This window comes from Citrobacter sp. C5_2, assembly GCF_014596845.2.
GTDB lineage: Bacteria > Pseudomonadota > Gammaproteobacteria > Enterobacterales > Enterobacteriaceae > Citrobacter > Citrobacter werkmanii.
Genome location: NZ_CP115032.1, coordinates 2,473,099 through 2,497,877 on the forward strand (window position 1 = coordinate 2,473,099; position 24,779 = coordinate 2,497,877).

Sequence of the window (24,779 nt, forward strand, 5' to 3'; positions counted from 1 at the left end):
ACGGCTTACTTGTTGTCTATGGAAAACCCCCAGCTAGGCTGGAGGGGCTGTGCACAATAAAAAACCCCGCCGTAGCGAGGTTGAGAATGTGTTGTATAAAAGGCTAAGTGCTTATTACGCTTTCAGCACGTCCAGAGCGGCAGTGTAATCCGGCTCGTTGGTAATTTCATTGACCAGTTGGCTGAAAATAACGTTGTCATTCTCGTCGATAACCACCACGGCGCGCGCGGCCAGCCCTTTTAATGGGCCTTCAGCGATTTCAACACCATAGTTTTTCAGGAATTCTGCATTGCGCAGGGTGGACAGCGTGATAACGTTGCTCAGACCTTCCGCACCGCAAAAACGAGAATGGGCAAAGGGCAGGTCGGCCGAAACGCACAGTACGACGGTATTGTCGATTTCTGTCGCCAGTTGGTTAAACTTACGTACCGATGCCGCGCAAACGCCGGTATCGATGCTTGGGAAAATATTCAGCACTTTGCGCTTGCCGGCGAACTGGCCCAGCGTAACGTCAGACAGATCTTTAGCCACAAGGGTAAAAGCCTGAGCTTTGCTTCCTGCCTGAGGAATGGAGCCAGCGACTGCAACCGGGTTGCCCTGAAAATGAACGGTTTGTGACATGGTTATCTTCCTGTTTACATATAGTTAACGTCGAGGCTAGTTTATGCCATCAGCAGTTAACACGGCAAACGCTATTTGCGGATATCCGCTTCAGGGACTGCACTAAGGAAAACGAATGAGAACAGTAAAGGTATATGAGGAAGCCTGGCCGCTGCACACTCCCTTTGTTATTGCCCGTGGGAGCAGAACCGAAGCGCATGTGGTGGTGGTCGAAGTGGAAGAAAATGGCGTCACAGGCGTTGGAGAGTGTACGCCTTATCCGCGCTACGGTGAAAGCGATGCCTCAGTGCTGGCGCAAATTATGAGTATTGCGCCACAACTGGAAAATGGACTGACGCGTGAAGAACTGCAAAAGCTGCTGCCAGCGGGAGCGGCGCGTAACGCGGTGGACTGTGCGTTGTGGGATCTGAATGCGCGACAACAGCAATTGTCTCTGGCTGAGCTGGTGGGTTGCGAACTGGCGGAGGTGGTGACGACAGCGCAAACGGTGGTGATTGGAACGCCCGAACAGATGGCGGCGAGCGCGGCAGCACTGTGGGAAAATGGGGCGAGACTGCTGAAAGTCAAACTGGATGCCCGTTTAATCAGCGAACGAATGGTTGCCATTCGTGCGGCTGTTCCTGAGGCCACGATCATTGTCGACGCTAACGAATCCTGGCGGGCAGAGGGCCTGGCCGCGCGCTGTCAGCTTCTGGCTGATTTAGGGGTTGCGATGCTGGAACAACCGCTCCCGGCGCAGGATGATGCCGCGCTGGAGAATTTTGTGCATCCGCTACCGATCTGCGCAGATGAAAGTTGCCACACCCGCAGCAGCCTGAAAGCGCTGCACGGGCGCTATGAAATGGTCAATATCAAACTGGATAAAACAGGGGGCCTGACCGAAGCGCTGGCGCTGGCCATCGATGCGCGCGAGCAGGGATTTGCGCTGATGCTGGGCTGCATGCTGTGTACATCCCGGGCGATTAGCGCGGCGTTACCCCTCACGCCGCAGGTCAGTTTTGCCGATCTCGATGGACCTACCTGGCTTGCCAGCGACGCGGAGCCATCCCTGCATTTTACGACCGGACAGCTTCATCTCTAGGGTGCCAACGCAGGAGATTGGACATGGCCAGCAGGTATTTCTCGCTCGCTTCATCGGATGAAATGGGCGGAAATTCGGCGGTGATACAGTGCAAGTTCAGGTCGGCGCACCAGCTACCAAAAGAGCCAGGCGTTTCGTAACCTACGCTGGTGACAAGCGGCAATTCAAATGACTGCGCCAGCCATGCGCCTAACTCGCTGCGTCTGGGATCTTCAATACAGGCCAGCGGATCGTGAAAAGAAACCACCCAGGCGGGATGAATCCGGTGAATAAGCTGACACAGCGCCTGGGTTTCTGGTTCTGACCCCGGATGCTCGCCGGTCAGCAAAACCACGTCGCGTTCTTCTGCGCTACTGTTCCAGCGATATACCGTTTCACCCGCTTTCCAGTTTGCGGCAGGAAAGTTACGGTTAAGATCTACGCCGTTCGCATTTGCGCGCAGCCCAAGCTGGCAACCGTCGGGGTTCACCGCCAGCACCACATGGTGACGACGCAGGGAAGGGTTAAGCGTACGCAATGCGCAGGAAAGGGTGACGACAGATGAGTTTTCGTCACCGTGCGTACCTGCCAGTATCAGGCCGCTTTCATGATCGGCTGCCAGCGCAGGAAACCAGATTAGCGGTGCGCCTAACGATGAACGTCCGTAATGTTCGGTTCCTGGCGGAAATGCGCCGCGCTCGGCACGGGGACGGGTAGCGGTCATAGTCATCTCTGAATGCTCGAATAGTTACTCGCAGTGTTGTGCAAAATGTATGGATAATCAAATCGTTTTCACACACTTATCTTTTCAGGTGTAATATCACTTTCTTGTCGGAAGTTAATTGCATTTCCTGCTGGCGATACAAATAATTACACATTCACTTAGTAGCCGGAATTGAGGATATTTTATGCAGCATTCTGTTTCAGTAACCTGTTGTGCGCTGTTGGTTAGCAGCATTTCCTTATCATGGGCTGCTGATGTTCCCAGCGGAACGGTACTGGCAGAGAAACAAGAACTGGTGCGGCATATAAAAGATGAACCGGCGTCGCTTGATCCGGCAAAGGCCGTCGGACTTCCTGAAATTCAGGTTATTCGTGATTTATTTGAAGGGCTGGTCAATCAGAATGAGAAGGGAGAAATTGTTCCTGGCGTCGCCACCCAGTGGAAAAGTAACGATAACCGCATCTGGACGTTTACGCTACGCGACAATGCGCAATGGTCCGATGGTACACCGGTAACGGCGCAGGATTTTGTCTACAGCTGGCAGCGTCTGGTTGATCCCAAAACACTATCACCGTTTGCGTGGTTTGCTGCGCTGGCGGGTATTAGCAATGCTCAGGCGATCATCGATGGCAAAGCCGCGCCTGATAAGCTTGGCGTTAGCGCGGTCGATGCGCGTACATTAAAAGTTCAACTGGATAAACCGCTCCCCTGGTTTGCCAATCTGACGGCAAGTTTTGCATTTTATCCGGTACAAAAAGCCAACGTTGAGAGCGGCAAAGAGTGGACCAAACCGGGTAATCTGATTGGTAACGGCGCCTATGTGCTCAAAGATCGCGTCGTAAATGAAAAACTGGTCGTTGTACCGAATACGCATTACTGGGACAACGGCAAAACGGTTCTGCAAAAAGTCACCTTCCTGCCCATTAATCAGGAATCGGCAGCCACCAAGCGCTACCTTGCGGGTGATATTGACATCACGGAATCCTTCCCGAAAAACATGTATCAGAAACTGTTGAAGGATATTCCGGGCCAGGTTTATACCCCGCCTCAGCTTGGCACTTACTATTATGCCTTCAATACCCAGAAGGGACCGACTGCCGATTCCCGCGTGCGCCTGGCGCTGAGTATGACGATCGATCGTCGTTTGATGGCGGAGAAAGTATTAGGTACCGGCGAGAAGCCCGCCTGGCATTTCACGCCGGATGTTACGGCAGGATTTGTACCTGAACCTTCGCCGTTTGAGCAAATGAGTCAGGAAGAGTTGAATGCTCAGGCGAAAACCCTGCTGCGTGCAGCAGGCTATGGTCCGCAGAAACCGCTTAAACTGACGCTGCTGTACAACACCTCTGAAAACCACCAAAAGATTGCTATCGCAGTGGCTTCTATGTGGAAGAAAAACCTCGGTGTCGACGTAAAACTGCAGAATCAGGAGTGGAAAACCTATATCGACAGCCGTAATACCGGCAATTTTGATGTGATCCGCGCTTCCTGGGTGGGGGACTACAATGAGCCTTCTACGTTCCTGTCGTTATTAACATCGACCCATACGGGCAATATCTCCCGCTTTAATAATCCGGCATACGATAAAGTATTAACTCAGGCTACGTTGGAAAATACCGAGAAGGCGCGGAATGCGGATTATAATACGGCAGAGAAAATTCTGATGGAGCAGGCACCTATTGCACCAATTTATCAGTATACCAACGGGCGGTTAATTAAACCGTGGCTGAAAGGGTATCCGATTACCAACCCTGAAGATGTCGCATACAGCCGCACAATGTATATTGTGAAGCACTAATCGGTACTGGCCTTATGTTAACGCAAGGTAACCACGGATAAACCCAGAGCTGGCGCGGCTTACAGCGCCAGTTTCTCCTTAGCATCTGAAAGCCAGAGAAAAAAACTACAAGATTGCAGACCGTGATGGCCTGTATGTTTTGGTTACACCAGCGGATTCGGTGTTCTTTCTGTAGTCTCTCTGTTTGTAGCCCAATAAAAAATCGTTTTCCCCGTTACTCGGGGGGATAGCCATGTTACCTGTCATCTTCTGGCAGACAAGTAGAATTCGCATATGGAAGGCGGATTTCGGAAATAAATTAGACATGGGCCAATTTCTGACCTGTCGCCATCATCATCCGGGCGTTTTACTCGATAACCACTGTCATTTCCTGCTTGGCATTTTGCATCGAAACGAGGGTGCGGAAGGATTTGATATTCCCTGAGGCGAAAAAGAGATCGCGGGTCAGGGCCTCGTATTCCGCCATATCGCGGACGTTCATTACCAGCAGGAAATCAAAATCGCCGGTAACGTAATAAACCTGTTGCACCTGCGGACAACTAACGAATCGCTGCTTATCTTCTTCCAGCAGATCGAGACGCTCATTTTCAATGGTGACCTGCGCCATGATAGTGATAGGGCGACCAACTTTTGTGGCGTCGATCAGGCTGACGCTGCCTCTAATAATACCGGCTTCTTCCAGTGCAGCGATCCGCCGATTGACTGCCGAGGGGGAAAGGCTGACGAGATCGGCGATCTCTCGTTGCGACAGGCGATTATTGCGCTGCAACAGTGTGAGGATTTTTTTATCCCAGGTGTCCAGTTTCATCGTTTCAACGGCCTTATAAAAGTGTGATACGCCTCACTAATGCAACTTTGTTGCGCCAGATAGGTAAATCAGATTGAAAATTGCGCCTCTTAGGGCAATTTTGCGCCATTTTACCGTTGGGGGCAGTGTACCATCTCAATCAGTGGGAAGACGATAAATCGTGTTTTTTAGCCGATAACGAATCAACCCACATTATTTCACAACCCGTTCATTCCGTTATTCGGCCTGCGCTTAATTTGGCCGCGTGGAGCTCTATGCCTGTTGTTTAGTGGGGGAATTAATTCATCGCGGCATGACGGTATGAATAAAAAAGGTGTATTTATGACGGACATAATGAAATACCAATTCAATTCTCGCCAAAAAGTTTATGGTCAGGGTGTCGATCTCAGCCTGCTCAATGACCGCGTCGGCGCAGACGTACAGGCTTTTCACCAGAAATTTCCTGACTACCGGGTAACGCCACTACGCAAGCTAGGCTATTTAAGCCAGCGTCTGGGGCTGGGGTCGCTGCATATTAAAGATGAGGCACAGCGATTCGGTCTTAATGCGTTTAAAGGGCTGGGTGGATCTTATGCTATGGGGAAATATCTCGCCGAACGACTTGGGCGTGACATTAATACCTTAAGCTTCGCCGATCTTAATTCGCCGGAAATTAAAGCCTGTATTAAAGATATTGTGTTTGTGACGGCCACCGACGGCAATCACGGGCGTGGCGTGGCGTGGGCGGCGGAGCAGCTTGGGTTACGGGCGGTGGTCTACATGCCGAAAGGTTCATCGCTGGTGCGGGCGCAAAATATTCGTCGACATGGCGCCGAATGCACCATTACCGATCTTAACTACGACGATACCGTGAGGCTGGCTGATAAAACCGCTAAAGAGCGCGGGTGGGTACTGTTGCAGGATACTGCCTGGCAAGGTTACGAACAGATTCCAACCTGGATCATGCAAGGTTATATGACGCTCGCCGTTGAAGCCTGGGATCAACTGATGCAAAGTGGGGCGCCGTTGCCGACACATCTCTTTTTGCAGGCTGGGGTTGGCTCTTTCGCGGGCAGCATCATGGGCTATTTCGTCGAAAAAATGCAGCAGCAAGCGCCGACAATCGTCATTGTCGAACCGCATAAAGCAAATTGTCTATACCGCTCGGCGACCATTAATGATGGTCAGCCGCACAGCGTCGGCGGCGATATGGCGACCCTGATGGCCGGACTTGCCTGCGGCGAGCCGAACATCACCAGTTGGCCGATGCTGCGCGACCATGCCCGCTGCTTTATCTCCGCTGACGATCATCTTGCCGCCAACGGTATGCGTTTGCTGGCTGCGCCGCGCCCCGGCACTGATGAACCCTTTATATCCGGCGAATCCGGCGCTATCGGCGCGGGGGTGCTGTATGCGCTGATGACCCAGCCGGAGTTTCGCCATCTCGCCGAATCGCTGCGCCTCAATGCCGATGCGCATGTCCTGTTAATCAGTACCGAAGGGGACACTTCCCCGGATGTCTATGAAGACATCGTCTGGTTTGGCCGCAATGGCTAACCGCCAACGGCAATAATAAGAGGGCCATCTTACCTACCCTACATGCCCTCGGTATGACATGCGTTCTGACAATAAATAAAACATATGCGATTTTGCGTAATGCTGAGAGAACATGACCGATGAATACTGAAACTGCTGTTACAGAAGAAAGAGGATATTGTAATTCCACAAAATGGCATGGCGAAGATACCGTTTGGGTGCTTGGCCTGTTCGGAACGGCGATTGGCGCCGGGGTGCTGTTTCTACCAATAAATGCCGGGATCGGCGGCTTTTGGCCGCTACTGATTGTTTTCGCTCTTGCTTTTCCGATTACCTATCTGGCGCATCGCGGACTGGCGCGCTTTATTTACTCTTCGAATACGCCGGAAAGCACCATTACCGATGTTATCGGCGAACATTTCGGCGCGCTGGCGGGGAAGGTGTTTACCGTTATCTATTTTTTCGCCGTCTATACCATTTTGATTATGTATGCAGTGGCGATCACCAATACTGCGCAGAGTTTTATCCGCCACCAGCTCGGCTTGGCGGAGCCGCCACGGGCGCTGGTGGCTATCGTGTTGATTCTCGGGCTGATGCTTATTGTCCGCCTGGGGCAGCGGCTGATCATGCGAGTGATGAGCACCCTGGTTTATCCCTTTATTATCTCGCTGATATTTATGTCGCTGTTTCTGATTCCGCACTGGAACGGCGCGATTTTTCACACCGTAAGCATTAGCGCGATGGGGGATGGGCGCAGCATTTTCTTGACGCTGTGGATGACGTTTCCGGTATTGGTGATGTCGTTTAACCACTATCCGATTATTTCGCCGATGGTCGTGCGCCAGAAACAGCGCTACGGCCTGGAGCTTGCCGAGCGCAAATGCGCACAGATTCAGCGCTATGGCATCCTGTTGATGATAGTGGTCGTGCTGTTTTTCGTCCTCAGTTGCGTGTTAAGTCTGTCGCCACAGCAACTGGCGGAAGCGAAGGCGCAAAACCTCTCAATACTTTCGTATCTTGCGAACCAGTTTGACACGCCAATTATTGCCTGGCTGTCGCCGATTATCGCTTTTGTCGCCATTACCAAATCATTTCTGGGCCACTATATCGGCGCGTATGAATCACTGCGAGACCTGATTCTTGAGGCTGCCGCCTCTCGGGGGAAAAAGCCAGGTATTCGCGCAGTTGACGCTGTTATCCTGGTTTTTATGGTTCTGACCTGCTGGTTCGCTGCCTATAAAAACCCCAGTATTCTCGGCATTATTGAGTGCATCAGCGGCCCTACTGGGGCGGCAATCCTACTGCTGTTACCGATGTATGCCATCCATAAATTACCGGTGCTGGCACCGTATCGCGGCAAAGCCAGCAACATTTTTGTCACCCTGATTGGGTTGATTACCGTATCTGCCATTTTTTACGGCATGTTCCAGTAACCACGATGAATAGCGAGATGTTTTTATGAGTCATTATCTGCAGATTAACGGCCAGCGGCTTATCGATTCTTTGTTCGCGCTCGGCGAATGTGGCGCGCTGGAGGGCGGGGGCGTCTGTCGCCTCGCGGCGACCGCGGAGGATAAAGCGGGCAGGGACTTTGTCGTTGCCAGAATGAAAGCGCTGGGTCTGGCAATCTATATCGATGCTATTGGCAATGTTACTGGCGTCTATGCCGGTGAAGAGGCGTTACCGATGGTCATGATGGGCTCGCATATTGACACCGTCGGCACTGGCGGTTTGTACGACGGCAATTACGGCGTGATGGCGGGTCTGGAGGTGATTGCCACTCTTTTAGAGGCGGGCATTCGTCCCCGTCGTCCGCTGGCGGTCACCTTCTTTACCAACGAAGAAGGTGTACGTTTTCAGCCCGATATGATGGGCAGCGTGGTGTTTGCTGGTGAATATCCTCTTGATGCAGCGTTGGCAGCGAAGGATCTTGATGGGGTAACTCTTGATGAGGCGTTATGCGAGATTGGTTACAAAGGCGCTTGTCGACCGGGCGACCTGTCGGTGGATAGCTACGTTGAGCTGCATATTGAACAGGGACCGATCTTCGACAAAGAGAGAATTGATATCGGAGTGGTAACCGGCGTGCAGGGGATTTCGTGGCAGGAATTTACGTTGACCGGTGTCTCCAACCATGCGGGCACCACGCCGATGAATATGCGCCACGATGCCGGACTGGCGGCGGCGAAAATTGCCGTATACGCCCGCGAACTGTCGCTTACTCTTGGTGGCGATCAGGTGTCTACTGCCGGACATATGGTCTTTAAACCGAACCTGATTAACGTGATTCCCAACCATGTCGTGATGACGGTGGATTTGCGCAATACCGATAATGAGACCTTAAAACTGGCGGAACAACGGCTTGCCGAGTTTGTCGCCAGAACGTCGCAAGAAGAGGGCGTCGAAATAACCAGTCGTTCGCTGGTGCGTTTTAACCCGGTTATTTTTGCCGATGAAATTGTCAATGCCGTAGAAGACGAGGCAAAGCGTCAGGCGCTGAGTTGTAGGCGTCTGCCGAGCGGTGCAGGTCATGATGCGCAGTTTATGGCCTCGGTTTGCCCGGCCGGGATGATCTTCGTCCCCTGCGTTGATGGCATTAGTCACAACGTCAAAGAGCATAGCGAAGCCAAAGACCTGATTGCCGGTGCCAACGTGCTGCTGCAGGTGGTATTACAACGCGCCCAGCGCGCGGAATAGCGTTTTACAGGAGAATAATATGAATCAGGAACAGTTAAAGCAGCAGCTTATTGCATGGCGTCGTCATCTGCATGCCAACCCGGAAAGTGCCTTTGAAGAGGTAAAAACTGCGCAATTCATCGCCGAAAAACTCGAGGCGATGGGGATCGAAGTGCATCGTAACATTGGTAAAACCGGGCTGGTGGGTGTGCTGAAATGCGGTGACGGAAAGGGCGTTATCGCTATTCGCGCCGATATTGACGCTATCCAGTTGACAGAACAGGGCGAGCGGTCTTATCGCTCGGGCGCCGCTGAACGTATGCACGGTTGTGGACATGACGGCCATACCTGCATTGCGCTGGGTGCTGCGCAGTTGCTGTTGCAGCGCCGGAACTTCAATGGCACCGTCTGTTTTGTTTTTCAGCCCGCTGAAGAGCCGGGTTACGGTGCGAATGCGATGATGGCGGACGGCGTTATCGAGCGTTTTGCCATTGAAGAGATTTATGGTCTGCACAATATGCCAGGCATGAAGGCTGGAACCATCGCTACACGGGTGGGGGGGATTATGGCCAGTGAAGATAACTTTATTATTCGCATTACCGGTCAGGGGGCACATGCCGCACGTCCGCATATGAGTAAAGATCCGTTGGTGATTGCGGCGGAGATTATTCTGGCGCTGCAAACCATCGTTTCGCGCAACGTCGATCCTAACGTGCCGGCGGTTATTTCATGTACGGAACTGCACACCGATGGCATCCGCAATGCCATTCCCACCCATGTTGAAATTAAGGGCGATACCCGCAGCTACTCCCCTGAGGTGCAGACCTTGCTGGAAGAACGGATGCGAACCATCAGCGAAGCAATTTGCGCGATGCATGGGGCGCAGTGCGAGTTTATTTATACGCACGAGTTCGCGCCAACGGTGAATTGGCAACATTGCGTGGACGTGGCGGTGAACGCGGCAGAGAACGTTGTGGGGGAGAAGAACGTCGATGGCAATGTCGCGCAGATGATGATCTCGGAAGACTTCGGCGCTTTCCTGCAGAAAATTCCAGGCTGCTTTGTCTTTTTAGGTAACGGCGATGCGTCAGACCCGCAGGGCAATACGCCGCTGCACAATGCCTGTTATGACTTTAACGATGAAATTTTACTAACCGGCGCGGAATATTTTGCCGAGATCGTCAGAATCCGCCTGTCGCAGTAATGCCCGGTCAGTTTTCAGAAGGACCGGCAGACAGCCGGTCCTCAAGGGCGGTTATTTCAGCTCCAGTGTGGTTATCACACGGGCAATATCCGCGATATCACCTGCTGACAAAGGCTGCAGGGGGCGAGGGAGGCAGTCCGTATCGGTAAGTCCAAGCACGCCTGCGGCAGCAGCAATAACGCGGATGCTTCCGCCATGTTTACGGAACAGCGCCCACAATGGCTCAAGGCGCGTTGTCAGGGCAGTAACGCGTTCATGATCGTTCGCCGCCGCTGCGTCAGTAATTTGTTTCGCCATCACCGGAAACAAACCACCGCTAACGGAGTACCACACTTCACAGCCGGCGTTTAATCCCAGCCCGGCATAAGCATCCCCACTGATACCGATGGTTACGTCAGGGCGCAGGTGTTGACGCAATGCCTCTACCCGCTCTCTCGCTGCAGTCGGGCTATCCGGGACACCAGGGAGCTTGACCGAGCGAACCCCCTCCAGTGAGGATAGACGCCCGTGCAGTTCATCCGTAAAGGTAAAATGTGTGGTGCCCGGGTTATCATAGATGCACACCGGCACAGACGCGTGTCGGGTAACGGTCTCAAATAGTGCGAAGACTTCTTCGTCACGGAGCGGCTGGTAGCAGACAGCCGGGAGCAGCAGGGCATTTGCGCCCGCGGCTTGCGCATCGTCTGACAGATGCAGGATGGCTTCCGTGCTGACAGCTCCCACACACACCATGACAGGGATCTCTCCGGCGTGCTGTGTTGCCAGAATCGCGATGCGCTTGCGTTGCTCCCGGGTCAGATAAGCGTAGCTTCCGGTTGACCCCAGGATACCCATAGAATCAACCTGGGCTTCTGTTAGGCGAGAAAGAATATGACTGAAGCCCTTTTCATCCACGCCGCTGGTGGTGACTGGAGTTAAGGGAAACGCAGACAAGCCAGTAAACATAGGTGTTTGTCCTGAATAAAATTACTGGTGCTGATCTTCGATGAGAGTAATTTCAAACCACAGACTTGGCATCATTTCTTCCAGACCGTCAGTCAGCATTCTTCCTGCTTCATGAAGCTTTTCCAGCGGCATCTGTGGCAGACTTTCCAGAATAAACCACATTTGCTGCGCTTCAACACTTAAACGTGTCCTTATCCCTTGCCTCCAGTTCCAGCGACGGCAGGTGACGCCAGCATTGTCACGCCAGATAACCTCTCCGGGGGAGGGATACTCGATAACAGGTGCGCCTTCTTTCATCGTGTCAAAGGGCTCGGTACCTTCCGCAATGGTCAGACGCGGAGCGCCTTGGTAAGCGGAAATATTCTCGCCACCAACCGGAACGGCATAGCGGAGGCTGACGGCGTTATAAAGATCAACAACAGGATCCAGTGCTGGCATCATGCCATCACGAAGCACGCGCTTACGTAGCGCATCAGCTGAACAAGGCGTGCGCTTTGGTTTGGCGCCAAATGATTGAAAAACGCCAGCCCATGCGGCCAGATGAGACTCCGCCCATTCCGGTCTGCCTGCCAGAACCGCCTCACAAGCTTCCAGCAAGGCGGCGCTGCCAACGTCAGGATTCAGTACCGGCGCGGCTTTTACGTAGATACTAAGCGCTCGAAAACCGGGAGCAATACGATAAACTTCCGGGGCAATTGACGGAGAATGTGTTAACACGGGATAATCCTGTAATGACCAATTTATTTTATGATATCGACCAATGACCAAAAAAGTCAACTTAATGACCGATGCGGGTGCAGATGTTAGCACCGTCAATGAAGCTGTTTCGCAGCGAATTAAGCAGTACCGTAAACAAAAAAAAATGTCGCTTGATGAGCTGTCCAGGCAGGCAAATGTCAGTAAGGGAGCGCTGGTCGAGATTGAAGGATGTAAGGCCAATCCCAGTATTGCGCTGTTATGCCGTCTGGCAGCCGCAATGGGGGTATCGGTGGCTGATTTTGTCGATGTAGGAACAAAACCAACCGTCCATCTTATTGCTGAAGGTGAGATCCCTGAACTCTGGAAAGGCGACAAAGGAGGAAGAGCAAGGCTTCTTGCTGGTTCCGGAGGGCCGGATATGACAGAGCTCTGGATGTGGGAAATGCAGCCAGGAGAAAAGTTTGCTTCTCCCGGTCACTCTACGGGAACACTTGAATTGTTTTATGTACAAACGGGGACGCTCACGCTTGGCGTACAAGAGCATCTGTATCTGGTTAATTCCGGTTGTTCTGCAACTGCCAGAACGGATGTCCCTCATTTCTATGAAAACCGGGGCGAGAGCCCACTGATATTTATCATGACAGTGAATGAGAAAGCATCCTGAGTAACTCGTAAGAATGAGATGTGTAGGGATAAAAATCGTCCGGACATACGCTCAAGATCTATTTCTCAGAGATAACTACGGCTGGCTTTGTTCCCGATATACCTGTCTGCCAGATCCCGTGCTTTGTCATCTCCGGAAACAGAAGGCTGGTGAAGGATACCAGCCTCTCGGGCATTTTCATCGCATAGCGATGCTGTTCAATCACTGACCTGCTTTGTTTTGACTATCCCCAGACAACAGTACCTCCCTTAAAGCTGTGATGATGAATATAACCATCTGATTTTATATATTTTCATCGTTATACCTATTCTGTCATTAGCGTCTCTGACTTGCTGAGTCATACATACATAATCTGCGTTTTTTGGGGTCACCTTTCAAAAGATTTATAGATCTTGGTCAATATGCTGACCTTTTTATACCAATAATATGACCGACAGATCCTGGCGATCACACTGGCTGATCCCGAGGATCAAGGTACTTTATACAAAGATATTTGGACTAATAAGGCAATTTGAAGAAGAAGAAAACGCGGCCACTGGTCTTACTGCTCTGTCAGTTTGACTCACTGGCACGTGTTCAAAAATCTCAGCAAAAGCCATAACAGAGATAACATACATGATAAAACCAACGGACTATGAACCTGAACCAGGTCTGGGGAAACATAGCTGGCCACAGGTAATCAAATGGCTACTCATCATTCTGGTCATTTATGCAGTATGCAGTGTTTTTATTTCAAATCCTTTTTCTATTTTTGTGGACAGAGTAACTCCCGTAGATTACTCAAGAATAATGTATTTTCATGGCTTGTCTGTAGGTCTTGCTGGTCTGACTGCTCTACTGGTTAGTCAGATTTATGGTCTTGACGGAAAATTCAAAAAAATTATTTTCTATTGCACAATCGCCACAATTTTAATTGGTGTAAGTGGTGGTGCGATCAATCGTTCTATGGAATCCAGCAAGCATGCATTGTGGTACCAAATTCTTTCTTTTTTATCGCTTGATGTGATACTGATAACAATGTTATCAGGACTTATTCTGTTAAAAAATAAAGAATTAAAGTCATCACGAACATATTATCTGGTTATAGCCGCATCCTGCACAGCTGTCATTGCAGCACTGATTGGCGATTTAGCCGGGTTCATTCTTGATTTTGGCGATTGGCTGGGAATATTAGGTTGGTATGCTGGTAAGATTGGTTATACCCTACCGGAATGGCAGGACAATTTACTACGCTCTCACTCTGACATGATGGTAGTGGCTGTCATTGGTCTTATACTGTCGGCAGTGACCTGGAGATACGGGAGATATTTATCCGGATATGCTGCAAAGATAAAAGCAACTGGTGAATGGCTGGTTATTTTTGGGCTGGTTGCTGTTGTTATTATTTTAGTGGTATCAGGTTTCGGTGGTTCTCATTTACAGATCCCTCATATATTTACAGAAAAAGGATTCTTTGAACCCAGAGGCCATAGTGTGGCTGGTATTGATTTAGGTGATTTCACAATCGGTACCTTTATTTTATGTGGCGGTTTACTTCTGATTGGCGCAATACTTTTCGGAAAAGGGAAAAATGGCGTCAAACTAAACAAATCCAGCAAGTACACTCTTATGGGGATCTTCCTTACATGGTGTAGCATAGTGATTACCGTAGCAGGTATGGGGTTCCTGGAAGAGTATCGAGCCGATCTTTATAACTCAGCTAACCCTGTGCCACTAGGGGAGTATGGTTTTGCATTCCGCATGCTGCATCTTGATGTCAGTTTGATATTATTTCCGGCTATTATGGTTGTTATGTTGTTTGCCCAGCATCTACTGAAGGATGAACAGACAAAACTTATCCAATGGGTTTTACGCACCGGTGTCTTGCTTTGCTCTATTGGATCCCTGATATACATGATACTGAACCCCCAGGCCTTTGGTCCCGGTTACTGGGTCGTCGGCTCCGGTTTCATATTTGTTGTAATGGGGATGTGCTACTTTTTTGTTAAAAGCGATAATCACATTAAAGAAAGATTTAATCAGTAAACCATCATCTGGATCCTTTAAACGGATACAGACGATGGCTGTTGGTTACGTATTACAGATCAGGTGCCACCATTAAGGTGGCATCATTAGTTTGATCTCATCTGAATGTTGTAGTCTGTTATGCAGACTACAACATTACTCAGAGTTTATAGTGTCGACCAGAAGGGGCTATGTCCGGAACCATGAATTAGGTTCATATGCCATGTTGGTTCCGTAGAGCAGGACTGTCCTGATGCGTTCATAAAGGCTGATATCGCAGCCTTTATCCTTTCTTACCCTCTTCTTTAACAGAACAACCTCATCTGTATTAATGAATGCCATGCATAGGTCAAATCAGAGATGACTGGGTAATCACGGCGGGGTTTCTGGCCTAAAATAGTGTTTTAACATGACAGGGGCTTGGCCGTGGAATACTCAGTACTAAGTAACAACTGCAGAATGCCGATGGTTGGTTTTGGCGTTTTTAAGGTCACCGATAAGGAAGAGTGTAAGCAGTCAGTTCTAAGCGCTATTCGCACCGGTTACCGCCTCATCGATACCGCAGCCGTATACAGCAATGAAGATGCCGTGGGTGAGGCGGTTCGTGCAGCCATTGCCGAAGGTCTGTGTACCCGCGAGGAGTTATTTATCACTTCTAAGCTGTGGGTCCAGGATATGGCCAACTACGATATGGCTAAAGCCGGTATTGAGGCGTCGCTGAAAAAATCGGGCCTGGAATATTTTGATCTTTATTTATTGCATCAGGCCATGGGCGATTATTTCAGCGCCTGGCGCGCTCTGGAAGAGGCTTATGAAGCCGGTAAACTGAAGGCCATTGGCGTCTCCAACTTCTATGCGCATGTGTTAGCTAACTTCTGTGAAACCGTCAGAATTCAGCCGATGGTGAACCAGGTCGAATTGCATCCTTACTTTGCGCAACCTGTAGCCATTGAAACGATGAAGCGCTACAACGTTCAGCCTGAAGCCTGGGCGCCGTTAGGCGGTGGGAGGCATAAACCATATGAAGATGAAATGCTTCAGGGAATTGCGGATACCCACAAAAAAACCGTTGCTCAGGTTGTTCTGCGCTGGAACGTGCAGCGCGGCGTGACGGTGATTCCTAAATCCACCCGGCAGGAGCGTATTGCAGAGAATTTTGCCATCTGGGATTTCTCACTCACGGATAGTGAAATGGCGCAAATCAGCGCGCTGGATCTAGGCTATGTGGGTGAGGCGGTGAAGCATTTTAATCCTGAATTCGTTCGCGGCTGCCTTGGCGTTAAAATCCACGACTGACCGTGTTGAAAACGTCGCGAGCTCGTAAAACGGACAACTTTTTTGCCTGCGTTAAAATGGCTGGTGTGATTTTCCGCCAGCCATTTTAGGTTTCCGGGGGCTGGTGTTCACGGCAAATCAGCAACGAATCCTCTTCACTTAACACCTCTTTCGTCAGATTACAAAATCCCTGTCCACCCGTTTTTTGGTGGAATCGACAGCTATGGCAAAGACCAAAGCCAGGCACATTGTTGGTCCGCTGGATCCCACGTAACAGTTCAAATAGTAGCTCTTTAAGTACCGTCGCGCGTTCACCCATCGCCGTTTCACCCGCCACTAAAAACGTCGGCGGGAGCAGGGCATCCAGTAACGTACCGGCTGATTCAGTTAACTGTAAATGTACGCTGCGTTTATCGCGGGCATCCTGCTTGCGAACAATCAGTCCTTTGCTTTCCAGGAGCTTCAGCGATTGCGATACGGTGCCTTTGGTGAGACCGAGGTAGTCCGTTACGCCAAGCGGCGTATTGGAATAACGGTTGCAACGGGCCAGATACATTAACGCGCTGAGTTGTACCGGCTGCAGATCCGCCAGTAATGGATGTTGGCGAAACCACATCCGTGTCAGGCTGGAAAGCCTGTCCAGGACATCGAAAAGTGACATGTCGTGCATAACAACTTCCTCCTCGACATATAGTATCGATTAAAAACTATATTGACAAAGCATAAAAGTGGCGTAGCATAAATTATAGTATCGAATCGATACTATAATTTAAAAGGAGACCCATCATGACGAAAGCCCGTTTTTATCATGCCGGTTGCCCGGTTTGCGTTTCCGCAGAACAAGCGCTGCTTCAGCATCTGTCCTCTGATGTTGAAGTCGATGTTATTCATCTGGGAGAACAACCTGGCCGGGTTGCGGAAGCCGAACTGGCTGGCGTGAAGTCCGTTCCGGCGCTGGTGATCGACGGCAATGTGCTGCATATCAATTTTGGCGCCCCCATTGAAGCGCTGAAATAACCCGGTGCGTTCGGGAAGTGGCATAAGCAATTTCCCGAACATACGGAGCTGTAAGGAAGGGACGTTATGAATGCGACGGGAAAATACCATCCGATAGATTGCGATCTTCATGATTATCTGGAGGTCGCCTGCCTGTACCATTATTGGTTGCGTATTGAGCTAACCGATGGCACGTGTATGGATGCCAGAGCGTTGACCACCTGCACTACCAGAGATAAAGAAGAATTTCTGCTGGTGGAATGCCATGACAACCAACAAAAAATTCGTCTGGATCGTTTGTCTGCGATCGCTACGCTGACGGCCGGGGCGACGTTTAGCGTCGTGAGCTTTCGTTGAGTAACGACGCAACAAATTCGCTGCTGCTATACGGTATAAATACGAATGTCATGCGCCTGGAAAGCCGTGGCATACTCTTTGCTGATATTTTCCTCCACGACAATCACATCAATATTGCTGCTTTCGGTGACGACATAACGGGCGACGGCCGGGATCTTTTCCGCCGTCAGTGCGACGATAGTTTCATCGCACTGTTTGATTACCGCCTTTTTGAACTCGCAATCCGCATAATCAAATCCGGTTAAGCCGGATTCTGGCGACATCGCGCAGCCGCCAATAAAACCCTGATCGAATAAGATGTTCTGCACTTGTGCGGTGGCTGTGGCCCCCACACATCCTCCCGAGGATCTCTGCACCGCGCCGCCCAACATGATGACCTCAAACAGCGGTTTTTCCAGCAAAACGGCGGCAATCTCTGGTGAGTTGGTCACTACGGTTAATGCCAGTTCGGCGGGCAGAGCTTCAGCCATCGCTAAATTTGTGCTGCCCGTGTCGATAAAAATGCAGCTTCCGGATTTGACCAACCGGGCGCACCTCTGCGCGATACTGTTTTTTTTCGCCACATTAATGCTCTTGCGTACGGCGATGTCTTCGGATTCAGGAAGGGTAATGACCGCGCCGCCATAAACCTTTTTACACACGCCATCTTTACTCAGCTCATGCAGGTCGCGGCGGATCGTATGTTCAGAAACGCCTAACCGACTGGCGAGCTCGGAACAAATGACTCTGCCGTTTTCCTGCAAGATCTGATAGATAAGCGCCTGGCGCTGTTCCGGGAAAGCAGCATAATCGAGCATAAATACTCCAGTTAACTAAAAATATCGAGCAGAATCACGCATGATCGTGCATTATGATTAACGATGTCAACATTCTTGAGAACATACTGTTCGGAATATAACGAGAAGAGGTTCGCGATGAAGATTGCGCATATGGCTTTATGGACACAGGATCTCGAGCAGCAAGCGCGTTTCTGGGTCACGTTCTTTGACGGCAAGATTAACGAAAAATACTGCAGTAAAACCAACCCTGGATTTGAATCTTATTTTGTTCGTATTGGTGATGAGATTGCGATTGAAATAATGACCAAACCGGGCCTGACAAGATGGCAGCCAGACAATAACACCAGCGGATGGGTGCACCTTGCACTCTCTGTCGGCTGCGCGGCAAAAGTTGATGCCATCGCGAAACGCGCGCAGGAACAGGGGATTTTAACTTCTGCTCCACGAACTACCGGTGATGGCTATTACGAAGCGGTAATACGAGATCCTGATGGTAATTTCATTGAGATTGTCGCCTAAAGCTGTACAAATTTCCCTGCTGATAAATGGCATCGGTGGCTGATTATTGATGAATATTGTTCATAGGTTCGTTCTTATTTAACCCTCTAATCATCGGTGCATTGGGTCTCTATAATTTTACTGTTTCAGTACCCACCAGCAGTACGCTGGCGTTATTTTGGAGAATCAAACATGCAACATCAACTGGATGCCAGACAGCAGGCAATCATACCTATTGCCGCGTTCACCGCTACAGGTCAGAGTGAAAAACTGGATGCAGCATTAAATGCCGGGCTGGATGCGGGACTCACCCTCAATGAAGCGAAGGAAATTCTGCAACAGCTCTATGCTTACTGCGGTTTCCCCCGCAGCCTGAACGGACTTGCTTGTTTAATGTCCGTGGTTAAAAACCGTAGAGAAAGAGGAATTACCGACCCAGAGGGAAATCCGGCCACGCCGCCGACGGAGGGCTGGGACAGTTTCCAGGCGGGGAGTTGCACCCAGACCCAGCTCGTCGGACATCCGGTCAGTGGGCCGCTGTTCGATTTTGCGCCTGCCATTGATGTCTGGCTAAAGGCACATTTATTTGGCGATATTTTTCAGCGTGATGTCCTCAACTGGAAGATGCGGGAGCTGGCGACGATTTCTGCGTTAGCGGTATTAGGCGGTGTGGACAGTCAACTGAAGAGCCATTTTGCTATCTGTCTGAATATCGGCATTACCACTGACCAACTCATTGAATTTATTGCAATACTCGAACAGCATTGTGGTAGTGAGATAGCAACTAATGCCCGCGCGGTTGTTGATGAATGTTGCGGTTAAGGTAATACCTAATCCCTGAGGAAATCTTAATGGTCATGAACGTGAAGGGTTATGCCGCTCTGGCGGTGAAAGAAGATCTGGTTCCACACAGCTTTGTTCGTCGCGATCCGCGCGAAGATGACGTGGTTATTGATATCTTATACAGCGGTGTATGTCACTCAGATATCCACAATGCCTATAATGACTGGGGCGGGGCTAAGTATCCGATGGTGCCGGGACACGAAATCATTGGCCGTGTGGTGCATGTCGGGAAGTCGGTGACCAAATTTGCCGTAGGCGATCTCGTCGGGGTTGGCTGCATGGTTGACTCATGCCAGCACTGTAGCGCCTGCGAACAGGGGCTAGAGCAATATTGCGAAGAGGGTAACACGCTCACGTATAACGATATCGATCGTCATGATGGCCTGCCTACCTTCGGGGGCTATTCCGACAAGATTGTCGTTACCGAAAAGTTTGTTGTGAAGGTTCCGGAAGGGATAGATTTACGCGGCGCGGCGCCGCTGCTTTGTGCCGGGATCACCACATGGTCGCCGCTGCGTCACTGGCAGGTTGGAGAGGGCAGTAAAGTCGCGGTTGTTGGGTTGGGCGGCCTCGGGCATATGGCCATCAAACTCGCTAACGCATTGGGGGCTGAAGTTACGCTGTTCACGCGTTCGCCAGATAAAGAAGCAGATGCCAGACGTCTGGGTGCCAGTCACGTTGTGCTTTCCACTGACCCTGAGCAGATGAAGGCCGCCGGTAATCAGTTTGATCTGATTATTGATACTGTTCCGTATGTCCACGACCTGAATCCCTATATCCCAACGTTGGCGCTAAGCGGTACGCTGGTGCTGGTTGGCTATCTGGGCGCATTGGATCCTTTCCTGAATACGGTTCCACTGATTCTCGGGCGGAAATCCGTCGCGGGTTCGGTTATCGGCGGGATTGCAGAAACGCAGGAAATGTTAGATTTTTGCGGCCAGCACGGTATTACAGCCGATGTCGAAGTGATCAATATTCAGGATATTAATAGCGCCTGGCAGCGGATGTTGAAAAGCGATGTGAAATACCGCTTTGTGATTGATATTGCCTCGCTGAAATAACGCTAAAAAAGACGCGGATTTCCGCGTCTTTACGTTTGTTAGTGTCTCGATGGCGATACTTCAGGATTATCCATATACAGCGTCTGGCTGGGGAAGGCGAAGTCGGCGCCGTTTGTCTGGACTATCGAAATAATTTTCAAATAAACGTCCTGTTGTACCGCAAGCCATTCCTGCCATACGGTAGTTTTCGTGAAGCAGTACACCATGATATTTAACGATGAATCAGCAAATTCATTGAAATAGACCAGTAGAGTTTGTTTCTGGTCTATCCCCGGATGATTTTGCAGCATTTGTCTGACCGCCTCGACAACTGCCCCAATTTTATCGGCATCTTCATATCGTAATCCGATCACCGTTTTGATTCTTCTGTTGGTCATACGCCCTGGATTTTCTACGCTGATTGAGGAGAAAATCGAGTTTGGGACGTACAATGGGCGATGATCGAAGGTGTTTATTTTGGTCATTCGCCAGCCAATTTCTGTCACTGTGCCTTCAATATTACGGTCCGGGGAACGGATCCAGTCACCGATGCTAAACGGTCTGTCGAAATAGAGCATAATGCCGGAGAAAAAATTGCTCAGAATGTCTTTACCTGCCATACCTACAGCGATACCACCGATGCCGCCAAAGGTTAGCAGACCCGATAAGCTCATGCCGAAATGTTCGCCATACAGCAAAATGATGGCGACCACGATGGTAATCTTAATGATCCGCGACAGGATCCTCGCGCTGGTAATATCTCTGCCTTTATTAATCTGCGTCTTTTCAAACTGATTAATCACCAGAAAAAGTTTGATTGTCAGAATCAGCGCAATTAACGAGGTGCAGATGAAATCGACTACGCTGGGAGAGATAAATTTCAGGTTGTAACTCTCGATCACGTTATTGGCAATACTGCCGAAGGTTCCAATGATAATGGCATAGACGAAAAATTGTGCCGCATGAAATATGAACCCTTTGCAACGTCTTTCACCACGATGAAACCAAACGCTCATCAGCACCAGTGCGGTAAAGCAACTGAGAATTACCGTCAAATTAAACGCATTATTCATAAACAGTTCAGCGATCATGATCCTTCCTGGCAGCTCCGTGGTTGCTAAATATCATCTGACATCCCGCTCATCGGATATTTTACGCAGTTTTGGCGCTCAGATCATTAATCAAAGGGCGAGAGAAATAATGCAATCAGCGCTATTTTCAGCGCAATCACGCAGGCGTCACTGATGAAGGGGCGTTATGTAGCAGACAGTAAGCTGATGTCATGGTATTGTTAGCGCAAAGTAACAAGATTTTCATCTGCAAAAGGACAGTACTATGATCATGGCTAAGCTGAAGACAGCGAAGGGACGAAAGTTTTTGTTGTGCCTGCTTGGAGTGTTTATTATCGCAGCGTCGGTAGTCACGCGAGCGACGATCGGCGGCGTTATTGAACAGTATGACATTCCGCTATCCGACTGGACCGCCTCAATGTATGCCATTCAATCTGCAATGATTTGTGTCTACAGCATGGTGTTTACCATTCTGCTTGCCATTCCGCTGGGCATCTATTTTCTTGGTGGCGACGAGAAACACTAAATGTTTATCATGCCGGATGAATATCCATCCGGCATTGTATGGTGCGGTTAGTCGTCTTCGTCGTCATCCAGTTCCACTGGCGTCTGATACTGATCCGGCTTGATAACCAGCAGGTCACAGCGTAGATGATCGATAACCTGCTCAGCAGTATTACCGAGGAACGCGGCAGAGATGCCAGTACGTCCGACGGTGCCCAGCACCACGATGCCCGCCTGTAAGTGTTCGGCTAAATCAGGAATAACCTCTTCAGGCAATCCTTTTTCAACGTGCGTTACTTTCTCATCGATACTGAATTTCTGGCGTAATGCCTTCATTGCCAGCAGATGCTGTCCACGAATCGCATCGTTATATACGCTGGGATCAAATTCAGGGAGTTCAATCGCAATGTTGATAGGTGTAACAGGGTAGGCGCCAACCAGATGCACTTCGGTATGGTTAACCTGTTCCGCCAGTTGCAGCGTTTCTTTGACCAGCTTTTCATTAAGCGCGTTGTGATAGGCCTCTTCACTGGCGAGGTTCACCGCAACCAGCGCTTTACCGCCTTCAGGCCACGGCTGGTCTTTAACCATCCACACCGGGCTTGGGCATTTACGCAACAAATGCCAGTCGGTCGGGGTGAAAATTACGGCTTCCAGACGGTCGTGTTGGTGCGCCATTTTTAGCACCAGGTCATGCCTGGCGCTGATGACTTCCTGGATGATGGCTTCAAAGGGGCGGTTGTGCCAGACCACTTTGATCTCAATAGGGATCCCTGCTTCAATGTAGTATTTCGCTTGTTCACGAATCCACGCTGTTCGCTGGCTGATGACACCCTGACGCATTGCCGTACGCTCATCGGGCGACAGCAGGGTAGTCATCTCATAGGAAAAGTCATAGATCGGCAAAAAGGCTTTAATTTTGCCACCAATCCGTTGATGCAAATAAACAGCTCGCCGTAATGCTGGTTGATCGTCCTGGTTCGGGTCGATGACGACCAGCATATTTTTATACATAGCCATACAGGGTCTCCTTACAACTGTCATCGCAGTTTGTAATTAAAAGAGTAACCCAATAATGTGGATTGAAACAGGGGAGAACCTCCTGCCAGATCAATAAATCGGGAAAATTTAGTGATTTGACAGAAGGATAACAGAGATACTTGCAGAACGATTACGCAACGTTACGCGTGTGGCCAGCAAGAACTGCCAGCGCATCGCTATTCTCAATAGTGATGTATTTGCCTTTTACCGCCAGCATACCGCTTTTCTGGAAACGCCCCAGCAGGCGGCTAATAGTTTCAACCGTCAGACCGAGGTAGTTACCGATGTCGCCACGAGTCATGGTCAGACGGAATTCACGAGGCGAGAATCCACGTTGGGCGAAGCGGCGGGACAAATTGTAAATAAAGGCCGCCAGGCGCTCTTCAGCGTTTTTCTTCGACAACAGCAGGATCATGTCCTGGTCGCCTTTGATTTCGCCACTCATCAGACGCATCATCTGTTGACGCAGATTCGGCATTTTGCCGGACAGGTCATCCAGAGTTTCGAAAGGAATCTCACATACCATTGAGGTTTCCAGAGCCTGGGCAAAGCTCGGGTGATGACCGCTGCCAATCGCGTCAAAACCTACCAGGTCACCTGCCAGATGGAAACCGGTGATTTGCTCATCGCCTTGCTCGGTAATGGTATAGCTTTTAATCGTTCCGGAGCGGATAGCATAGAGTGATTTAAGTTCATCACCTGCTTTAAAGAGCGTCTGCCCCTTTTGGATAGGCTTTTTGCGCTCGATGATGTTATCGAGCTGGTCAAGCTCATGCTCGTTAAGTGTGAACGGGATGCAAAGCTGGCTGATGCTGCAATCCTGGCAATGGATAGCACAACCGCCAGACTGAATGCGCCGTATAATTCGCTTTTCCGGGATCATAGGTCTGCTCAAGCCGTAATTGATATTTGTCAATTTTAACATCTTTTTGGTGAGCACGTAAGCCTGAGCTACTCCCAATAGAGAATAATTCAGGCATAACTGGGTTGAATGTTTGTATCTACCTGATTAACCGTACTTTATTTAAGGCTGTATTATGTGGAAGTGTGATGAATAAGGCATTAATTGCCTGGATTCTAGAGTAGTAAATAGCCTTCATGACGCAATAGCCACTCTTTTCGCTGCACACCGCCGGCATATCCAGTCATAGTACCGTTACGCCCAATGACGCGATGACAAGGCACTACAATACTTACCGGGTTTGACCCGTTCGCCGCCCCGACGGCTCTGGCAGCGCCAGGGCGTCCCAGTTGTTCGGCCAGTTGACCATAATGCATGACTTGTCCACAGGGAATGGTACGTAACGCTTGCCAGACTTCACGCTGGAAGGGGGTACCCGCGGTGGCGGTTTCCAGTGTGTCAATAATGCTAAGGTTTCCGGCAAAATATTCAGCCAGCTTATCACTCAATCCGCCAGGGTTTTTGGCAGCGATACGCTGATAACCTTCAGCGCGGTAATGAATGTCCAGCAACTGCACCATACGATCGCTGTGTTGATCCCATTCGACCGCGCGCAGACGAAATTGCTCATCGCAAATGATCCACAGCGGGCCCAGCGGCGTGGCGATGGTGTCTTCCAGTAAGTTCAGCATCCGTTTCTCTCATTGCAACATTACAGGCAAGATGACACATTATCACGCCAGTTATCGTCGCAGCT

General features: G+C 50.2%; 26 protein-coding genes. 15 read left to right on the top strand and 11 right to left on the bottom strand.

Annotated elements, in window-relative coordinates:
* Window positions 1-114: 114 nt before the first annotated feature.
* On the bottom strand, window positions 115-621 hold the full coding sequence (gene tpx / locus ICA20_RS12145) for a thiol peroxidase (RefSeq protein WP_038640885.1): 507 nt from the start codon (window positions 619-621) through the stop codon (window positions 115-117).
* A 115-nt stretch (window positions 622-736) separates the two neighbouring features.
* Here tpx and ycjG point away from each other — a divergent pair, with 115 nt between their 5' ends.
* Window positions 737-1,702 (top strand): L-Ala-D/L-Glu epimerase, encoded by a 966-nt coding sequence (gene ycjG, locus ICA20_RS12150; RefSeq protein ID WP_038640881.1) that lies wholly within the window; start codon window positions 737-739, stop codon window positions 1,700-1,702.
* Here ycjG and mpaA read toward each other — a convergent pair.
* On the bottom strand, window positions 1,677-2,405 hold the full coding sequence (mpaA, locus tag ICA20_RS12155; protein WP_038640876.1) for a murein tripeptide amidase MpaA: 729 nt from the start codon (window positions 2,403-2,405) through the stop codon (window positions 1,677-1,679). The genes ycjG and mpaA overlap by 26 nt on opposite strands.
* Before the next feature lie 184 nt (window positions 2,406-2,589).
* On the opposite strand from mpaA, the gene mppA reads away from it, so the two are divergent.
* The gene (gene mppA, locus ICA20_RS12160; protein ID WP_038640874.1) at window positions 2,590-4,203 is read left to right on the top strand and encodes a murein tripeptide ABC transporter substrate-binding protein MppA; all 1,614 of its coding nucleotides are present in this window, start codon (window positions 2,590-2,592) and stop codon (window positions 4,201-4,203) included.
* Window positions 4,204-4,549: 346 nt separating this feature from the next.
* Here the strand turns inward: mppA and ICA20_RS12165 are convergent, their stop codons facing one another.
* Window positions 4,550-5,011: an Lrp/AsnC family transcriptional regulator gene (locus ICA20_RS12165; protein WP_038640872.1), complete on the bottom strand. Its 462-nt coding sequence runs from the start codon at window positions 5,009-5,011 to the stop codon at window positions 4,550-4,552.
* Between the two features lie 333 nt (window positions 5,012-5,344).
* Here ICA20_RS12165 and dpaL point away from each other — a divergent pair, with 333 nt between their 5' ends.
* The 4 genes from dpaL (at window position 5,345) to ICA20_RS12185 (ending at window position 10,406) form a co-directional block, all read left to right on the top strand.
* A complete protein-coding gene (dpaL, locus tag ICA20_RS12170) occupies window positions 5,345-6,547 on the top strand; it encodes a diaminopropionate ammonia-lyase (protein ID WP_051594545.1) in 1,203 nt (400 codons plus the stop codon).
* Between the two features lie 119 nt (window positions 6,548-6,666).
* Complete coding sequence (locus ICA20_RS12175; RefSeq protein ID WP_038640870.1) at window positions 6,667-7,959, top strand: aromatic amino acid transport family protein; 1,293 nt, start codon at window positions 6,667-6,669, stop codon at window positions 7,957-7,959.
* Window positions 7,960-7,984: 25 nt separating this feature from the next.
* Window positions 7,985-9,223, top strand: a complete 1,239-nt coding sequence (locus ICA20_RS12180; protein WP_038640868.1) for a Zn-dependent hydrolase — start codon at window positions 7,985-7,987, stop codon at window positions 9,221-9,223.
* Window positions 9,224-9,242: 19 nt separating this feature from the next.
* Window positions 9,243-10,406, top strand: coding sequence for a M20 aminoacylase family protein (locus ICA20_RS12185; RefSeq protein WP_038640867.1), 1,164 nt, complete (start codon window positions 9,243-9,245; stop codon window positions 10,404-10,406).
* Between the two features lie 51 nt (window positions 10,407-10,457).
* On the opposite strand, the gene ICA20_RS12190 is transcribed toward ICA20_RS12185, so the two are convergent.
* Window positions 10,458-11,351, bottom strand: a complete 894-nt coding sequence (locus ICA20_RS12190) for a dihydrodipicolinate synthase family protein (protein ID WP_038640865.1) — start codon at window positions 11,349-11,351, stop codon at window positions 10,458-10,460.
* Between the two features lie 21 nt (window positions 11,352-11,372).
* The gene (locus ICA20_RS12195) at window positions 11,373-12,068 is read right to left on the bottom strand and encodes a B3/4 domain-containing protein (RefSeq protein ID WP_038640864.1); all 696 of its coding nucleotides are present in this window, start codon (window positions 12,066-12,068) and stop codon (window positions 11,373-11,375) included.
* Window positions 12,069-12,111: 43 nt separating this feature from the next.
* Between ICA20_RS12195 and ICA20_RS12200 the strand changes: the two genes are divergently transcribed.
* The 3 genes from ICA20_RS12200 to ICA20_RS12210 all read left to right on the top strand — a co-directional run bounded on the left by ICA20_RS12200 (window position 12,112) and on the right by ICA20_RS12210 (window position 16,014).
* Window positions 12,112-12,714, top strand: coding sequence for a helix-turn-helix transcriptional regulator (locus ICA20_RS12200; protein WP_038640863.1), 603 nt, complete (start codon window positions 12,112-12,114; stop codon window positions 12,712-12,714).
* 615 nt (window positions 12,715-13,329) lie between these two features.
* The gene (locus tag ICA20_RS12205) at window positions 13,330-14,739 is read left to right on the top strand and encodes a hypothetical protein (protein ID WP_038640860.1); all 1,410 of its coding nucleotides are present in this window, start codon (window positions 13,330-13,332) and stop codon (window positions 14,737-14,739) included.
* A gap of 405 nt (window positions 14,740-15,144) precedes the next feature.
* Window positions 15,145-16,014: an aldo/keto reductase gene (locus ICA20_RS12210; protein WP_038640858.1), complete on the top strand. Its 870-nt coding sequence runs from the start codon at window positions 15,145-15,147 to the stop codon at window positions 16,012-16,014.
* An 85-nt stretch (window positions 16,015-16,099) separates the two neighbouring features.
* Here ICA20_RS12210 and ICA20_RS12215 read toward each other — a convergent pair whose 3' ends face one another.
* Window positions 16,100-16,663, bottom strand: a complete 564-nt coding sequence (locus tag ICA20_RS12215) for a MarR family transcriptional regulator (RefSeq protein WP_038640857.1) — start codon at window positions 16,661-16,663, stop codon at window positions 16,100-16,102.
* Window positions 16,664-16,779: 116 nt separating this feature from the next.
* Here ICA20_RS12215 and ICA20_RS12220 point away from each other — a divergent pair, with 116 nt between their 5' ends.
* Window positions 16,780-17,010, top strand: a complete 231-nt coding sequence (locus tag ICA20_RS12220; protein WP_038640854.1) for a glutaredoxin domain-containing protein — start codon at window positions 16,780-16,782, stop codon at window positions 17,008-17,010.
* A 66-nt stretch (window positions 17,011-17,076) separates the two neighbouring features.
* Window positions 17,077-17,346 carry a Rho-binding antiterminator gene (locus ICA20_RS12225; RefSeq protein WP_038640852.1) on the top strand — a complete coding sequence of 90 codons (270 nt, stop codon included), beginning with the start codon at window positions 17,077-17,079 and terminating at the stop codon, window positions 17,344-17,346.
* Between the two features lie 26 nt (window positions 17,347-17,372).
* On the opposite strand, the gene ICA20_RS12230 is transcribed toward ICA20_RS12225, so the two are convergent.
* Entirely contained in the window at window positions 17,373-18,143 is a 771-nt protein-coding gene (locus ICA20_RS12230) for a DeoR/GlpR family DNA-binding transcription regulator (RefSeq protein WP_038640850.1), read from the bottom strand.
* A 117-nt stretch (window positions 18,144-18,260) separates the two neighbouring features.
* On the opposite strand from ICA20_RS12230, the gene ICA20_RS12235 reads away from it, so the two are divergent.
* The 3 genes from ICA20_RS12235 (at window position 18,261) to ICA20_RS12245 (ending at window position 20,527) form a co-directional block, all read left to right on the top strand.
* The gene (locus tag ICA20_RS12235; protein WP_038640848.1) at window positions 18,261-18,644 is read left to right on the top strand and encodes a VOC family protein; all 384 of its coding nucleotides are present in this window, start codon (window positions 18,261-18,263) and stop codon (window positions 18,642-18,644) included.
* 171 nt (window positions 18,645-18,815) lie between these two features.
* Window positions 18,816-19,445, top strand: a complete 630-nt coding sequence (locus tag ICA20_RS12240; RefSeq protein ID WP_038640846.1) for a carboxymuconolactone decarboxylase family protein — start codon at window positions 18,816-18,818, stop codon at window positions 19,443-19,445.
* Between the two features lie 29 nt (window positions 19,446-19,474).
* Window positions 19,475-20,527, top strand: coding sequence for an NAD(P)-dependent alcohol dehydrogenase (locus ICA20_RS12245; RefSeq protein WP_038640844.1), 1,053 nt, complete (start codon window positions 19,475-19,477; stop codon window positions 20,525-20,527).
* 38 nt (window positions 20,528-20,565) lie between these two features.
* Here ICA20_RS12245 and ICA20_RS12250 read toward each other — a convergent pair whose 3' ends face one another.
* Window positions 20,566-21,597 carry a mechanosensitive ion channel family protein gene (locus ICA20_RS12250; protein ID WP_038640842.1) on the bottom strand — a complete coding sequence of 344 codons (1,032 nt, stop codon included), beginning with the start codon at window positions 21,595-21,597 and terminating at the stop codon, window positions 20,566-20,568.
* A 244-nt stretch (window positions 21,598-21,841) separates the two neighbouring features.
* Here ICA20_RS12250 and ICA20_RS12255 point away from each other — a divergent pair, with 244 nt between their 5' ends.
* Window positions 21,842-22,102, top strand: a complete 261-nt coding sequence (locus tag ICA20_RS12255) for a DUF2534 family protein (protein WP_038640840.1) — start codon at window positions 21,842-21,844, stop codon at window positions 22,100-22,102.
* 47 nt (window positions 22,103-22,149) lie between these two features.
* Here the strand turns inward: ICA20_RS12255 and uspE are convergent, their stop codons facing one another.
* From uspE to ogt, 3 genes are all read right to left on the bottom strand, one after another.
* Window positions 22,150-23,100 (bottom strand): universal stress protein UspE, encoded by a 951-nt coding sequence (gene uspE / locus ICA20_RS12260; protein ID WP_038640838.1) that lies wholly within the window; start codon window positions 23,098-23,100, stop codon window positions 22,150-22,152.
* Between the two features lie 151 nt (window positions 23,101-23,251).
* On the bottom strand, window positions 23,252-24,004 hold the full coding sequence (gene fnr, locus ICA20_RS12265; protein WP_003020397.1) for a fumarate/nitrate reduction transcriptional regulator Fnr: 753 nt from the start codon (window positions 24,002-24,004) through the stop codon (window positions 23,252-23,254).
* A 194-nt stretch (window positions 24,005-24,198) separates the two neighbouring features.
* Window positions 24,199-24,714: a methylated-DNA--[protein]-cysteine S-methyltransferase gene (gene ogt, locus ICA20_RS12270; RefSeq protein WP_038640835.1), complete on the bottom strand. Its 516-nt coding sequence runs from the start codon at window positions 24,712-24,714 to the stop codon at window positions 24,199-24,201.
* Window positions 24,715-24,779: the final 65 nt, after the last annotated feature.